16 protein-coding genes and 1 tRNA gene are annotated in these 14,306 nt (G+C 40.7%); 15 read left to right on the forward strand and 2 right to left on the reverse strand.

What is annotated here, in order from left to right:
* Positions 1–48 precede the first annotated feature (48 nt).
* The 10 genes from yidC (at position 49) to GK047_RS14790 (ending at position 10,072) form a co-directional block, all read left to right on the forward strand.
* Complete coding sequence (gene yidC, locus GK047_RS14745; protein ID WP_163947946.1) at positions 49–804, forward strand: membrane protein insertase YidC; 756 nt, start codon at positions 49–51, stop codon at positions 802–804.
* Positions 801–1,418, forward strand: coding sequence for an RNA-binding cell elongation regulator Jag/EloR (jag, locus tag GK047_RS14750; RefSeq protein WP_163947949.1), 618 nt, complete (start codon positions 801–803; stop codon positions 1,416–1,418). The genes yidC and jag overlap by 4 nt, the downstream gene beginning before the upstream one ends.
* A gap of 74 nt (positions 1,419–1,492) precedes the next feature.
* Complete coding sequence (gene mnmE / locus GK047_RS14755) at positions 1,493–2,869, forward strand: tRNA uridine-5-carboxymethylaminomethyl(34) synthesis GTPase MnmE (RefSeq protein ID WP_163947953.1); 1,377 nt, start codon at positions 1,493–1,495, stop codon at positions 2,867–2,869.
* 46 nt (positions 2,870–2,915) lie between these two features.
* Positions 2,916–4,805 (forward strand): tRNA uridine-5-carboxymethylaminomethyl(34) synthesis enzyme MnmG, encoded by a 1,890-nt coding sequence (gene mnmG, locus GK047_RS14760; RefSeq protein ID WP_163947956.1) that lies wholly within the window; start codon positions 2,916–2,918, stop codon positions 4,803–4,805.
* Between the two features lie 4 nt (positions 4,806–4,809).
* Entirely contained in the window at positions 4,810–5,538 is a 729-nt protein-coding gene (gene rsmG, locus GK047_RS14765) for a 16S rRNA (guanine(527)-N(7))-methyltransferase RsmG (protein WP_163947959.1), read from the forward strand.
* A 170-nt stretch (positions 5,539–5,708) separates the two neighbouring features.
* Positions 5,709–6,527: a nucleoid occlusion protein gene (gene noc / locus GK047_RS14770; protein WP_163947962.1), complete on the forward strand. Its 819-nt coding sequence runs from the start codon at positions 5,709–5,711 to the stop codon at positions 6,525–6,527.
* A gap of 166 nt (positions 6,528–6,693) precedes the next feature.
* Positions 6,694–7,452, forward strand: a complete 759-nt coding sequence (locus GK047_RS14775; RefSeq protein ID WP_163947965.1) for a ParA family protein — start codon at positions 6,694–6,696, stop codon at positions 7,450–7,452.
* Between the two features lie 8 nt (positions 7,453–7,460).
* Positions 7,461–8,321: a ParB/RepB/Spo0J family partition protein gene (locus GK047_RS14780; protein WP_163948838.1), complete on the forward strand. Its 861-nt coding sequence runs from the start codon at positions 7,461–7,463 to the stop codon at positions 8,319–8,321.
* Between the two features lie 81 nt (positions 8,322–8,402).
* A complete protein-coding gene (locus GK047_RS14785; protein WP_163947968.1) occupies positions 8,403–9,560 on the forward strand; it encodes an aminotransferase class V-fold PLP-dependent enzyme in 1,158 nt (385 codons plus the stop codon).
* A 20-nt stretch (positions 9,561–9,580) separates the two neighbouring features.
* A complete protein-coding gene (locus GK047_RS14790) occupies positions 9,581–10,072 on the forward strand; it encodes a DUF4446 family protein (RefSeq protein ID WP_163947971.1) in 492 nt (163 codons plus the stop codon).
* Here the strand turns inward: GK047_RS14790 and yyaC are convergent.
* Complete coding sequence (gene yyaC / locus GK047_RS14795) at positions 10,047–10,667, reverse strand: spore protease YyaC (RefSeq protein WP_163947974.1); 621 nt, start codon at positions 10,665–10,667, stop codon at positions 10,047–10,049. The genes GK047_RS14790 and yyaC overlap by 26 nt on opposite strands.
* 97 nt (positions 10,668–10,764) lie before the next feature.
* Here yyaC and GK047_RS14800 point away from each other — a divergent pair, with 97 nt between their 5' ends.
* The 5 genes from GK047_RS14800 (at position 10,765) to GK047_RS14820 (ending at position 12,903) form a co-directional block, all read left to right on the forward strand.
* Positions 10,765–11,001 carry a putative Se/S carrier protein gene (locus tag GK047_RS14800; RefSeq protein ID WP_163948840.1) on the forward strand — a complete coding sequence of 79 codons (237 nt, stop codon included), beginning with the start codon at positions 10,765–10,767 and terminating at the stop codon, positions 10,999–11,001.
* An 18-nt stretch (positions 11,002–11,019) separates the two neighbouring features.
* Positions 11,020–11,895 (forward strand): mechanosensitive ion channel family protein, encoded by an 876-nt coding sequence (locus GK047_RS14805; protein ID WP_163947977.1) that lies wholly within the window; start codon positions 11,020–11,022, stop codon positions 11,893–11,895.
* Between the two features lies 1 nt (position 11,896).
* The gene (locus tag GK047_RS14810) at positions 11,897–12,112 is read left to right on the forward strand and encodes a DUF951 domain-containing protein (RefSeq protein ID WP_163947980.1); all 216 of its coding nucleotides are present in this window, start codon (positions 11,897–11,899) and stop codon (positions 12,110–12,112) included.
* A gap of 69 nt (positions 12,113–12,181) precedes the next feature.
* Positions 12,182–12,269 (forward strand) — tRNA-Ser (locus GK047_RS14815).
* Positions 12,270–12,462: 193 nt separating this feature from the next.
* On the forward strand, positions 12,463–12,903 hold the full coding sequence (locus GK047_RS14820; RefSeq protein ID WP_163947983.1) for a hypothetical protein: 441 nt from the start codon (positions 12,463–12,465) through the stop codon (positions 12,901–12,903).
* Positions 12,904–12,952: 49 nt separating this feature from the next.
* On the opposite strand, the gene GK047_RS14825 is transcribed toward GK047_RS14820, so the two are convergent.
* Positions 12,953–14,197, reverse strand: coding sequence for a right-handed parallel beta-helix repeat-containing protein (locus GK047_RS14825; protein WP_163947986.1), 1,245 nt, complete (start codon positions 14,195–14,197; stop codon positions 12,953–12,955).
* Positions 14,198–14,306 lie beyond the last annotated feature (109 nt).

Here is a 14,306-nt window from a genome sequence, read left to right on the forward strand (position 1 = left end):
AGTTGTGTTATAGTTTATGTTGGAAAAGATATTTAGGAGGATCTCATTTTGACTCGTCGACTCTATTTGCTCGCATCAGTCTCTGCACTGATTCTTTTGCTCTCCGGATGTAGTACTGCAAGCAGCGCTACGGCACCAATTGATCCGAATACTGCTGGTTTTTTTGTGAAATATTTTGTGTACCCGCTTTCCCAAACGCTTGACTGGTTCGCTGATCACTTATGGGGTCAATACGGTTTATCTATTCTCGTTGTTACATTGATAATCCGTTTAATTATTTTGCCGCTTACGCTCAAGCAATACAAAAGCTCCAAACGGATGCAGGATTTACAGCCGGAAATGAAAAAGCTGAAAGAAAAGTACAAAGATGATGCGAAGAAACAGCAAGAAGAAACAATGAAGCTGTTTCAATCAAATGGTGTCAACCCGTTAGCTGGGTGTTTCCCGATCATTGTACAAATGCCAATTCTGATTGCATTGTATCAAGCAATCATGCGAAATGACCATATTCGTGATCATACTTTTTTATGGATGAATCTTGGACAGCCAGATCACTATTACATACTTCCGGTGATTGCGGCAGCGACAACATTCATTCAGCAGAAATTTATGTCTTCTCAAATGAATCAGCAAATGAAAAGCTTACTGTTTATTTTTCCAGTTATGATTTTCGTGATGTCGATGAATTTCGCTGCAGCGCTTCCGCTGTATTGGATATATGGTAATATTTTCACTATTATTCAATCTTACTTTATTTATGGTTCTCCTGGATCTCAAAATAATAAGGGTGGCCTGTCAAAATGAAAAAAATCGTGGTGACTGGAAAAACCATTGAGGATGCCGTAAAGACGGGGCTCGCTCAATGGCATGTATCAGAGGATCGTGTAAAGATTCATATCTTGGAGCAGCCTTCTAGAGGGTTTCTCGGTTTCATTGGTTCGAAGGCAGCTAAAGTCGAGCTTGAATTGATCCCGGATGCTCTTGAAGAAGCCATACGTTTTCTTCAGGAAATTATCAAGACGATGCATATTTCCATCACCATTGATCAACATAAAGATCGTGAAGGCACCATCTTGAATATGAATGGTTCGGAGCTAGGCATGCTAATCGGTAAAAGAGGGCAAACGCTGGATGCATTACAATATCTAGTTAATATTGTTGCGAACCGTTACTCCAATTCTCACTTCCGCATTATTCTGGATGCGGAGAATTTCCGGGAAAGACGGAAAAGAACATTGGAGGAATTAGCACTGAGGCTAGCTAGTCGCGTAATAAAATCGAAGAAGGAAGTAATTCTGGAGCCGATGAATTCGCAAGAACGCAAAATTATTCATGCTGAGCTTCAAGGACACTCCGTTGTGAAAACTTACAGCAAGGGCGAGGAACCAAACCGTAGGGTTGTCATCGCTTTAAAATAAGGTTGGGCTGCAATGACTTGTTATCTTGTCATTGCTTTTTCTTTACTATGAGGTACATTTAAGGGGTTATTACTATGTTAAATGATACGATCGCCGCTATTTCGACGCCACTAGGAGAAGGTGGGATATCGGTTATTCGTGTGAGTGGCGATTCGGCGATTCCACTAGTGGAGCGCGTTTTCCACTCGAAGACGAAATTATCTGCGGCACTAACACATACTGTTCATTATGGTCATATTATTGAACCTGCTTCGGCCGAAAGGTTGGAGGAGGTTCTCGTTACGGTTATGAAAGCTCCACGTTCTTTTACAACTGAGGATGTGGTTGAAGTAAGCTGCCACGGTGGAATAGTCTCAGTTAAAAAAGTACTCGATTTGTTGCTACAGCAAGGAATTAGACTGGCTGAGCCAGGTGAGTTCACGAAGCGAGCTTTCCTTAATGGTCGCATAGATTTGACACAAGCTGAGGCTGTAATTGATTTGATTCGTGCTAAATCAGATCGCGCTTTTAAGGTTGCTCTCAGGCAGGTGGAGGGAAATCTGTCGAAGCAGATTAAGTTACTACGACATCAGCTTGTTGAATTAATGGCTCATATTGAAGTCAATATTGACTATCCAGAGCATGATGTTGAAGAGATGACCAATGCGTTCATTCTTACAAAGTGCGATGTGGTAATGGGTGAACTTAATCGGCTACTGAAAACAGCTGAGCAAGGAAAGATTTTGCGAGAAGGAATTGAAACAGCCATTGTGGGGAGACCCAATGTAGGTAAATCATCACTGCTCAATGAACTAGCACAAGCAAACCGCGCGATTGTGACGGATATTCCTGGAACGACTAGAGATGTTATAGAGGAGTTCGTTAATATTGGCGGCATCCCGTTAAAGCTGCTCGATACAGCGGGAATCCGTGAGACGACTGACATTGTAGAACAGCTCGGAGTGGAGCGCTCGAAGACTGCTTTGGCTGAAGCGGATCTAATTTTGTTCGTACTTAACAGTAATGAAGAGTTACAGTTGGATGAACTTGCGATGATAAAACAACTAGCAGAAAAACAGACGATTGTTATTTTAAATAAAATCGATTTAGATCGAAAGCTAGATATTGAGCAAGTATACGCATACTTTGTACCAGATCGTGTAGTAGAATTATCGCTATTAGAGAATAAAGGTATTGAAGATTTGGAAAAAGCCATTGCTGGAATCTTTTTTGAGGGTAAACTAGAATCAAATGATTTGACTTATGTTAGTAATGTTCGGCATATATCTTTGTTAAAGCAAGCAAAAAGATCGCTTGAAGATGCATTGGAAGCTAATGAGCAATATGTGCCCATTGATATGATACAGATTGATATTCGAGCTGCATGGGAGCAGCTAGGTGAAATAATAGGCGATTCTGTGGGGGAATCTTTGATCGACCAAATTTTTACGCAATTTTGCTTAGGAAAATGAAAACGAAATGATTTGAGTTTTCATAAAAGAGGGAGGAACGTTTACTATGGGGTATCACGCTGGGGATTACGAAGTCATCGTAATTGGGGCAGGCCATGCCGGATGTGAAGCAGCACTTGCTTCCGCTCGTATGGGCTGTAATACATTGTTGTTAACTATTAATCTAGATATGGTTGCTTTTATGCCTTGTAACCCATCGATTGGTGGTCCTGCAAAGGGCCACGTTGTTAGAGAGATTGATGCACTTGGTGGTGAGATGGGGCGTAATATCGATAAAACTTATATTCAAATGAGAATGTTGAATACAGGCAAGGGGCCTGCTGTACACGCGCTCCGTGCACAAGCAGATAAATTTTCTTACCAACATAAGATGAAAGAAACCATTGAAGCTACGCCTAACTTAACTCTTCGTCAAGGAATGGCGGAAGAGTTAATTGTTGAAGATGGAGTATGTAAGGGACTTATTACGAAAACAGGTGCTGAGTATTATGCTAAAGCAGTTGTTCTTACAACAGGGACTTATTTAAGAGGTAAAGTGATTATGGGTGAGCTGATGTATGAGAGCGGACCTAACAATCAACAGCCATCAGTGAAACTATCCGAATCTCTCCGTAAGTTGGGATTTGATTTGGTGCGATTCAAAACGGGAACACCGCCGCGTGTTCATAAGGATACAATCGATTTTAGTAAAACACAGATTCAGCCAGGTGATGATGAACCTAAATTTTTCTCATATGAAACAAAAACGGGTATTCAAGATCAACTTCCATGTTGGTTAACATACACCTCAGAAGCGACTCATGATATTATCAATGCAAATTTGCATAGAGCACCAATGTTTTCAGGGGCCATTGAGGGGACAGGGCCAAGATACTGCCCTTCAATTGAAGATAAAATCGTTCGTTTTAGTGATAAGCCGAAGCATCAAATATTTTTGGAACCAGAAGGTCGGAATACATCTGAATACTATGTGCAAGGTCTTTCTACGAGTATGCCAGAAGATGTTCAGCTAGGAATTTTGCGATCCATACCTGGACTAGAAAAAGTTGAAATGATGCGTACGGGTTACGCAATTGAATATGATGCTGTTGTACCTACTCAATTGAAGCCTTCATTAGAAACCAAGCTTGTTAGTGGTTTGTTTACGGCTGGCCAAATTAATGGTACATCAGGGTATGAGGAAGCTGCTGGTCAAGGCGTTATGGCTGGTATTAATGCAGCGCGTAAAGTACAGGAAAAAGAAGCTGTTATATTGGATCGGTCTGAGGGATACATCGGTGTACTTATTGATGATCTTGTAACTAAAGGGACGAATGAACCGTATCGTCTTTTAACCTCTAGGGCAGAATATCGTTTGCTGCTTCGTCATGATAATGCAGACCTTCGCTTAACTCCGATTGGCCATGAGATTGGGCTTATCTCTGATGAGCGTTATGAGGGCTTCTTGATTAAAAAAAGTTTGGTCGAACAAGAAATTGAACGCTTGAGAACATCGAAAGTCAGACCTGAGCCTCATATACAATTATTGCTTGAGAGTCTTGAAAGTGTACAACTAAATAACTCTGTTGATGCTCTTTCTTTACTTCGCCGACCCGAAATCGAATATCGGCATATCGAGCAAATGACACCTTCACCTTTGGATCTCTCAGATGAAATGAAGGAGCAAGTTGAAATTCAAGTCAAATATGCTGGGTATATCGATAAACAGCATACACAAGTGGAGCGTCTTCGGAAAATGGAAAAGAAGAAGATTCCTGACAACATTGAATACAGCGACATACATGGAATAGCTACGGAAGCTAAGCAGAAATTGGCTAAGATCCGTCCTATTTCTCTCGGTCAAGCTTCTCGGATTTCGGGTGTGACACCTGCCGATATTTCAATACTGCTTGTTTATTTAGAACACTACAATAGAGTCACTGCGGCTAAAGGATAATTATATGGATGACATTCAAAATAATTTTGTGAAGCTTTTAAAAGAGAATAATATTGCCCTCTCTATAGAGCAGTTGAATCAGTTCGAACTTTATTACAAAACGTTGGTTGAGTGGAATGAAAAAATGAATTTAACTGCAATAACGGAGAGAGAACAAGTATATATGAAGCACTTCTATGATTCTCTCTCTCTTTCTTTTTATTTTCCTATGGGACAAGTATCATCCCTTGCTGATATTGGTTCAGGTGCTGGATTCCCGAGTATTCCTTTGAAAATTGCATTTCCACATTTGCGTATTACTATCGTTGATTCTTTAAATAAACGTATTCTGTTTTTACGTGAATTAGTTTCATCCCTTGGTTTGAAGGATACGGAATGTGTACATGGCAGAGCAGAAGACATTTCAAGATTATCTACATATCGAGATTCGTTTGATTTGGTAACAGCGCGTGCAGTTGCGCGACTGAGTGTGCTAAATGAATTTTGTCTTCCTTTTGCCAAAAAGGGTGGAGCTTTCATTGCAATGAAAGGTTCGGAGATTGATGAAGAACTCGTGGAGTCATCGTATAGTTTATCTGAGTTAAGAGGGAAGTTGATTAAAGTTAATCGCATGCAGCTACCTATTGAGGATTCGATTAGACACTTCGTTCAAATTGAAAAAGTGGCCCCAACACCTGCTAAATATCCAAGGAAAGCGGGACTACCTCTTAAAAGCCCTTTAGTTAAGATTTAAATATGTTCCACGTGAAACATTATTAAAACGTTCATATCTGTTCGGCAGGAACTTCATCTTTTATGGAGAACTATTCATAGTATGAGTTTTTTTCGTCATCCTTTGCCAGCATGACATTTTTAACCGTATTGGTAGCAAAACTACGGGAAGAGTTGGTGGTTAGTTTTCCTATGAAAGAACAAATATCAAAGTTATTTGGTCTAGTAGACCGTTCAACAACGACGGACGAGGTTAAGAATATACAAGTTAACAATATTATTCCTAGTCCATATCAACCAAGAACTGTTTTTGATGATGATCGAATTGATGAACTTTGTCAAACCATTCGTACACATGGTGTGATACAACCTATTGTTGTAAGGGTTAAAAATAACACATTTGAGTTAATTGCTGGTGAAAGAAGACTTCGCGCCGTTAAAAAATTGGGCTTGGACACGATTCCAGCCATTGTAAGAGACTTTAATGATTCTCAAGCTGCATCAATCGCCTTAATCGAAAACTTACAACGTGAAGGTCTTACTGCTATAGAAGAAGCAGGTGCATATCAACAGTTGATTGAAATGCACGATCTTACACAGGAAAGCCTTGCTCAAAGGCTGGGTAAGAGTCAATCTACAATCGCTAATAAGATTAGACTACTTCATTTAAGTGTACCTGTTAAACTTGCTCTTATGGAGAGAAAGATAACAGAACGGCATGCGAGAGCATTGCTCTCTTTGGATCAAGAAGAGATGCAAGTAAAAGTGCTAGAAGAAATAATCAGCAAGGAATTAAATGTTAAGCAAACAGAAGCAAAGATTAGTTTCCTTAAAGAAGCTGCGAAAATTAAAAAATCTAAACGCGTTTCTTTTACAAAGGATGTTCGTCTTGCTTTAAATACAATTCGACAATCCGTTGAGATGGTTTCAAGTTCAGGACTCAATATCAATACTTCGGAGCAAGACCACGAGGATCACTACGAAATTATTATTAAAATCCCGAAAAGATAATATAGGAAGCATTGCTACCTTAAACGGCGCAAGCCGTTTTTTTTGTTTCCCATAAAAGAATGAGACTAGCAAATATTAATAAGGTAACGTGATAGAAGATATGTTAAGATAGTATTATTCTTTATTTTTTGTTATTTGGAGCATAAGTGATTGAGGTGAACAGGTTTTGTCTAAAATTATAGCAATAACGAACCAGAAGGGTGGAGTCGGTAAGACGACTACTTCTGTGAATTTAGGAGCCTCGCTAGCCTCTTTAGGAAAGAGAGTGCTCTTAGTAGACATTGATCCACAAGGGAACACAACGAGCGGTATTGGTGTTAATAAAGCGGATGTGGTTTATTGCATTTATGACATTCTTATTAATGATGTGCATCCTAAAGATGCTACCGTAGATACAAATGTAGAAAATCTTAAGATAATCCCAGCTACGATTCAACTGGCTGGCGCTGAGATTGAACTCGTTCCGACCATTTCAAGAGAAGTTAGATTGAAAAAATCTCTTCAATTAGTAAAGCACTTGTATGACTATATCCTTATCGATTGTCCGCCTTCGTTAGGTATACTTACGATTAATTCGTTAACTGCTGCTGATTCCGTCATTATTCCTATTCAATGTGAATATTATGCGCTTGAAGGGCTTAGTCAACTGTTGAACACAGTCCGACTGGTTCAAAAGCATCTTAATACAGGTCTTCAAATTGAAGGCGTTTTACTTACGATGTTCGATGCAAGAACAAATCTAGGTATTCAAGTTATTGAGGAAGTTAAAAAGTATTTCCAGACAAAGGTATATCAAACAATTATTCCGCGTAATGTTCGTTTGAGTGAGGCGCCGAGTCATGGGCAATCAATTGTTACTTATGACCCAAGATCGAAAGGGGCAGAAGTGTATTTAGAGCTCGCGAAGGAAGTGATCTCAATATGACAAAAGGAATGCCCAAGGGTTTAGGAAAAGGGTTGGATGCATTAATTACATCTTTACATATTGATGAATCCGACAAAGTTATTCAAATTCCTCTAGCTAATTTGAGGGCGAATCCGTACCAGCCTAGAAAGCATTTTAATGAGGATAGTATTAAAGAACTTTCTGACTCAATTAAAGAACATGGTGTTATTCAACCTATTATTGTTCGTAAAGTTCTTAAGGGTTTTGAGATTATTGCGGGTGAACGTCGATATCGCGCATCACAGCTTTGTGGGCTACCCACTATACCAGCTGTTGAACGGAATTTCTCGGATCAGCAGGTTATGGAAATTGCGCTAATTGAAAATGTGCAACGTGAAGACCTCAATGCGATGGAAATTGCTGTTGCATATCAAGGAATTATCGATCAATTTTCACTGACCCAAGAAGAGCTTTCTGCTAAGGTTGGTAAAAGTCGTTCTCATATTGCTAATTTTCTACGGTTGCTTCAGCTTCCAGAAGCGATCAAACAATATGTTTCACGTGGAACATTATCCATGGGACATGCAAGAACGATTGTTGGTGTGAAAGACGATAAGCTAAAAAAAGAGCTTGCGGAGACTGCAATTAGCAAGCAATGGAGCGTGCGTGAACTGGAGGATGCGGTTAAGCGTCTTGAGGATCAGCCAGGGCATGAAAAAGATAAGGCTAAGCAGAAAGAAAAGAGTAGAGATCCTTATATACATCAGGCCGAAGATCAATTGCGAGATATTTATCGGACAACAGTGAAAATTAAAGCCCAGCAGGATAAAGGGAAGATCGAACTTTTATATTATTCAAAGGATGATCTTAATCGCCTGTTAGAGCTCCTTCAGGGCAAAATCTCTTAAAATTATATAGCATACCGATGGTTTTCTTTCGAACTGAAAGATCAAACTAAGGTATGCTATATTTATGAGGTGAGGTAGAAAATGAGAGAAATTATATATTTTGATCAAGCGGCTTCTTCTTGGCCAAAGCCGCCAACTGTTATGGATGCAATGATGACATGTATGCATGAATATGCGGCTAACCCTGGTAGAGGCAGTCATCAAATGGCTGTACAGGCAAGCAGAGCGCTTTTTGAAACAAGAAAAAATTTAGCTAAGTTATTTCACATTAAAAATCCAAATGATATTTCTTTTGCTTTAAATACTACACATGCACTGAATCAAGCGATAAAAGGGTTTGTCCGTAATGGTGATCATGTAATTTGTACAAACATAGAGCATAATTCAGTACGAAGACCGCTTGAGTTTTTAAAGGCTACAGCTAATGTGGAGCTGACTTACTTAAGTCATAATGCTGAAGGCTACTTTGAACTTAGTGATTTGGAGAATGCATTTCAGGCGAATACAACGCTAGTTGTAATTAATCACAGTTCGAATTTGCTTGGTACAATTATGCCGGTTGGGGAAATCGGGGAGCTGTGTCGGGTTCGTGGCGTGAGGGTGCTTGTTGACGCTGCTCAGAGCGCTGGTATACTGCCAATTGATGTTGTGAGTATGAATATTGATCTTCTAGCTTTTCCTGGCCACAAGGGTCTTCTAGGGCCTCAGGGGACTGGTGGGCTATATATTCATCCTGATATAGAGTTAGACCCATTGTTTCATGGGGGCACAGGAAGTCAATCGGAAGCCATTCATCAACCTACTGTGAGACCAGATCGATACGAAGCAGGGACTCAAAATACAGTTGGAATCGCTGGTCTAAATGAAGGTGTTAAATATGTTCTTGCTGAAACGGTTAAGAAAATTCATGACAAAGAGTGGCGGCAGACGCAGAATCTGATGGAAGGCTTGTTGGGAATTGAAGGGGTAACGGTTCTAGGGCCAACTCTTGGACAAAATAAAACAGGTATCGTATCTTTCAATGTTCCACATGCGGATTCATCGGAAATTGCTTTTATCTTGGATCAATCCTTTCAGATTGCAGTTAGGGCCGGCTATCATTGCACGCCTCTTGCACATGAAGCTGCCGGTACGATCGCAACAGGAGCGGTTCGAGCAAGTATTGGTTATTTCACAAAGGATGAAGAAGTGGAAGCTCTCATTAACGCAGTTAAAGAGATTCGTTCACAGTACGCATAAATTAGAAAGAGGGATCGTGCATGGAGGAACTGCTAGGTTTGAACGGGGATTTAATTTTATTAGCATGTATGGCGCTTATTGTTATTTCATTTGTATTGATTATCCTATTATGGTCCAAGCTTTCAAAACTAAGAAAACAGTATATGCAAATGATGAATGGTTCTCAAGCTGAAGATATTGAACAGCTTCTAATTAATATCCAAGGAGCATTAAATGATCAAAAGGCCGAATCTGCAGCGACTTCAGCCAAGGTTCATGCGATTCGTGAAGCGATGACGAAAATGAAATCGAAAGTCGGAATTCATCGCTATAATGCTTTCGCCGAGGGTGGAAGCGATATGAGCTTTACGATTGCTATACTTGATGAGCATCAAGATGGCGTTGTTATGACAGGTATTCATAGTAGAGAGCAGACCTATATTTACGCTAAGCCTGTCCAAAAGGCACAGTCTACGTACACATTAAGCCCGGAAGAAAAGGAAGCAATTAATCAAACTTCAAAGCAGCAGTAATATTTGGCCTATAGGGCTGAGCACGTCTTAAAGCGGTTTGTATAGCATCTCCAATAACATTAGCCATATTAATAACCAAGCTAAGTCGTGTGTTTTGTAAAACGAAATATTCCATGAAGCCACCTACATTAACAATGCCAGTAACATGAATATTTCCAACGGGAGGGAGGTCCTTGTTGACGCCTGCTCCTGGTTTCAGCGGACCATCTGCGACTTGAATGCAGCCTACGCTTGATAATTGGCCTAAACAGGCGTCTACCGCTACGATAAATGGGTTCTGAAACAAACTGTGAATTTTCTCGACAGTCTCAGCTAAGTTCATGGCGTGTACGGGTTCGTCCAAAGTGCCAAATAAATGGGGCTGGCGTAAGCTGGTGGTATTCAAACGAGAGCCGACCAGGGGGCCAAGAGAATCGCCTGTCGATCTATCCGTTCCTACGCAAATAATAACAATTGGTTGATAGGTTGGTAGATTGCTAAATATCGTATGTAAATGTGAAGAGAGAAGAGCAGGTGTTTCGGCATCGGTATATTGGATCTTCAGGGGTTCTAAAGCTTTATCTTTCGATGAATCAAAACCGAATTGAAATTTCATAATATCCCTCCAAGTGCTGTATTATTTTTACTAGTATATGGAGAGAGAGGCACATTTATACGTGGTGAGAGGAGGATTTCCCCTGAACCCTTTAATTATGTTACTTGCATTTGATTCAACTCAACAAGCGCTTCGCGCAGAGATGCTCCTAGAGTATGCCGACATCGAAATTGATATTAGGCCGACACCGAAAGAGGTCACAGCAGGTTGTGCGCTATCTATTGAATTTCCTGGAGAAAATCTATTACAGGTGCAAGAGATTATCGAATCCGAAAAGGTAGAGATAAGAGGTATTTATTTTAAAAAAGGCGATAAATATGTTACCATGGAATGAAGCTAGGAGGGCCAAAGGATGACTTATGTAACGGACGTCGTTCAATGGATACGAGAACATATGAGCAAACCCGAAATTGTAGCGGCCGTATTTTGGGGAACTGTAAAAATCATTATTATCTATATAACGGCTAGAATCTGTATTAAGATAGCAGACAAAATGATTTCGCATATGATGCTTGCAAGAGAGAAATCACCATTGAAGTTTGATGTCAGAAGAACAAATACAATTGGCAAGCTCATACATAATTTAATTTCATATTCAGTAAATCTGATTTGCATGCTATTGATTCTTGGCCAAGTAGGGGTGAATTTAGGACCCTTATTAGCAGGAGCTGGTGTGTTAGGTCTTGCAATCGGTTTTGGTGCTCAGAGCTTGGTGAAAGATGTTATTACGGGTTTTTTCATTATTTTTGAAGATCAATTTGGAGTAGGGGATGTCATTCAGATTGACCAATTCAAGGGGACAGTTGAGGAAATCGGGATTCGAGTGACCCGGATTAAAAGCTGGACCGGAGAAGTTCACATTATTCCAAACGGAAATATTAAACAAGTAACGAATTTTTCTACCTATAATTCCTTAGCTGTAATAGATATAGCGGTTTCCTATGAAGCGGATATCGACAAAGCGATAGAAGTCTTGAAAGACACCGTTAAACAGGTGCATGAGCGCACGGATAACATCGTCAAAGATCCAGAGGTTCTCGGTGTACAAATGATTGGGAACTCGGAATTGAAAATGCGAGTTATTGCCGAGTGTAAACCGAACACACATGGGGAGGTAGCGCGCCTCATGAACGCAGAAATAAAAAAACAGTTAGATGCGAATGGCATCGAAATTCCGTATCCCAAGGTGGTTACGTTCGTAAAATCGGAGAAGGCGGTGGCGGACTAAGATGGAAAAGAAGCAGTTCCAGCTTGGAGATATCGTGCAAATGAAAAAACCTCATCCGTGTGGCTCGAATGAAATGGAAATTATCCGGATGGGCATGGATATTCGAATCAAATGCGTAGGTTGTAAACATAGCGTGTTGGTACCAAGAACGAAGTTCGAGAGTAAGCTTAAAAAGGTGCTTAGATCGAACGCAAACCCAGAAGAAGCCTCATCTTAAAATCAATAGAGAATACTACTTGCGAGAGCCAGACTTTTTTGATACAATAAGTCCTGTTCTCACTTTTGTGGAAAGGTACCCAAGAGGCCCAAGGGGGCTGACTCGAAATCAGCTAGGCGTCGCGAGGCGTGCGTGGGTTCGAATCCCACTCTTTCCGTACTGGTACCGTACATAGGGAACAATGAATAAGAGCCTTCTACGATTTTTCGTAGAGGGCTCTTTCTTTTTAGCACAACTACACGGATAAAAGACAAAGAAAGGATGCAAAATAATGTGTAGCAATGGGCAGTCTGGAAGTAGTGGTAAGTTTTCAGTGTTGTCTATAAAAAAATGGAAGGAAGGTGTTAGCTTTGAGGATATTGCTCATATTGGTATTGACGGTTGCTGTGACCGCCTCAGGCTGTGCTAAGAAAGAGGGGACGAGTACAACGAGTCCAGTTGCTTCAACGACCGTACAACCTTCCCCAAGCGCTCCTACGGCAACAAGTGGGACAACCAGTGGGACGTCAGGTGGCGCAGCAGCAACCTCCACACCAAGCAGCGGTAGTGGGAATGATACGAAGAAGGAAGAACCACCGCCAAGTATAACGAAAGAACAAGCAGATAAGATTAGCATGACAAGTACCTATGACGACTTGGTAAAGTTGACTGGTTCTAAAGGCAAGCTGGTGAAAGAAGAGAACGGGAAGAAAACATACGAATTCGCAATTTCTAATCAGGCTGGATATTACGTAGGAGTAGTATACTACGACGATGGGAAAATATCTGAAAAGAGAATTTATCAGAAATAAAAATAACGCCACAGATGCCTGCGCAGCTTGCAGATCTGTGGCGTTATTTTCAAAGGGCAGAAGTCGTAGTGGTTGTACCATTATCAACAATTTTATCTCCATTGCCTGAACCGATATTTCCATAAAGAATTGTATTTACACATTTCGTATCAGCGATGCGAATAGGAGACTTGCCGCAGCGATTAATGGTGTTGGTTACAATCTGGTTGTTGCTACAGAAGGAGTTTTGCTCTTTTCCTTCCGCATAAAGAATGATGCCATCAACTTTGCAATCGCGGATTGAGTTTCCGCTAATGCGATTATCATAGCTATTTAAGATGACGATCCCCGTGTTCCGAACATCGTGAATTTGATTGTCGGCGAATGTATTGAAACGAGGGCGTTCTTTTTCACTAACACCTTTAGCTTCACACTTTATAGCGTAGTCATCGATATCCGTAAGGGTGTTACCGATAATTAGATTGGAGACACAATTACCTCTTAAACGTACGCCGTAGGTGTAACCGGTCTTACCGCTTGAGTTCAGGAAGCTTTCTACAATGTTGTCCGAAATGGTATTCTGCTTACAGGCAGCCTCTGTAGGAAGCGAGATAATATCGATGCCCGATTGATAGCACTTTTGCATGTGATTACCAGAGATCCTTGAATTGCTAGTTCCGTTGGTTAAAGAAATACAAGACTGAAACAACATATTGAAATGATTATGCTGGATGCTATGGTCGGTAGCGTTGCTGCACCAAACTCCATGGCCTTGGCTGTCAAAGTCAAGAGCTCCGATAAGGTTATCGAATGTGCAGTTCTCTATGTGAACACGACTTGAATCGACAGAGGTCACTCCATTATCAATCATTGAGAAGACACAGTCTGTAATACGCACATCGGCGGCTTTATTTAGAGTAATACCGCTCTCTAGACGCGGTACATAGGAAGTTGCGAAAGTGCCTAAGCCTTGAAAGGCGATGTTATGAATATGTACATGATTAACAGTGGAAAGGTGAAGTACACTGAACTTGTTCATTGTTGAACGAAGTATGGCATTACTGCCTGAACCAATTAACGTGATATTGGAACTTACGCGAAGCGGCGACTTCAACCAATACATACCTGCTGGTATGAATACAACACCGCCTGACAGACTAGCACTATCTAGTGCGCTTTGAATATATGGCGCATCATCTTCATCAGGCCGACTATTCCCCTTAGCTCCGAAATCTTTTACGTTTAAAATGGGGGAGGAAGGCGACATAGCCTGCGCGGTATTTTCCTTTAATAATCCTCCTACAGCTAAGGCCAAACTTGTAGCTCCTAAGGATGTTAGCAATTTTCTGCGACTAATAGTAGAAGAAGGACTGGAAGAAATTTCACTCAATGTATTCACCTCATAGATGGGATGGTAGATATAG

The organism is Paenibacillus sp. SYP-B3998, from assembly GCF_010820665.1.
GTDB lineage: Bacteria > Bacillota > Bacilli > Paenibacillales > NBRC-103111 > Paenibacillus_E.

Coding starts and splice junctions, on each gene's coding strand:
- jag (WP_163947949.1), top strand. CDS start 801: ATGAAAAAAATCGTGGTGACTGGAAAAACCATTGAGGATGCCGTAAAG.
- mnmE (WP_163947953.1), top strand. CDS start 1,493: ATGTTAAATGATACGATCGCCGCTATTTCGACGCCACTAGGAGAAGGT.
- mnmG (WP_163947956.1), top strand. CDS start 2,916: ATGGGGTATCACGCTGGGGATTACGAAGTCATCGTAATTGGGGCAGGC.
- rsmG (WP_163947959.1), top strand. CDS start 4,810: ATGGATGACATTCAAAATAATTTTGTGAAGCTTTTAAAAGAGAATAAT.
- noc (WP_163947962.1), top strand. CDS start 5,709: ATGAAAGAACAAATATCAAAGTTATTTGGTCTAGTAGACCGTTCAACA.
- GK047_RS14780 (WP_163948838.1), top strand. CDS start 7,461: ATGCCCAAGGGTTTAGGAAAAGGGTTGGATGCATTAATTACATCTTTA.
- GK047_RS14785 (WP_163947968.1), top strand. CDS start 8,403: ATGAGAGAAATTATATATTTTGATCAAGCGGCTTCTTCTTGGCCAAAG.
- GK047_RS14790 (WP_163947971.1), top strand. CDS start 9,581: ATGGAGGAACTGCTAGGTTTGAACGGGGATTTAATTTTATTAGCATGT.
- yyaC (WP_163947974.1), bottom strand. CDS start 10,667: ATGAAATTTCAATTCGGTTTTGATTCATCGAAAGATAAAGCTTTAGAA.
- GK047_RS14800 (WP_163948840.1), top strand. CDS start 10,765: ATGTTACTTGCATTTGATTCAACTCAACAAGCGCTTCGCGCAGAGATG.
- GK047_RS14805 (WP_163947977.1), top strand. CDS start 11,020: ATGACTTATGTAACGGACGTCGTTCAATGGATACGAGAACATATGAGC.
- GK047_RS14810 (WP_163947980.1), top strand. CDS start 11,897: ATGGAAAAGAAGCAGTTCCAGCTTGGAGATATCGTGCAAATGAAAAAA.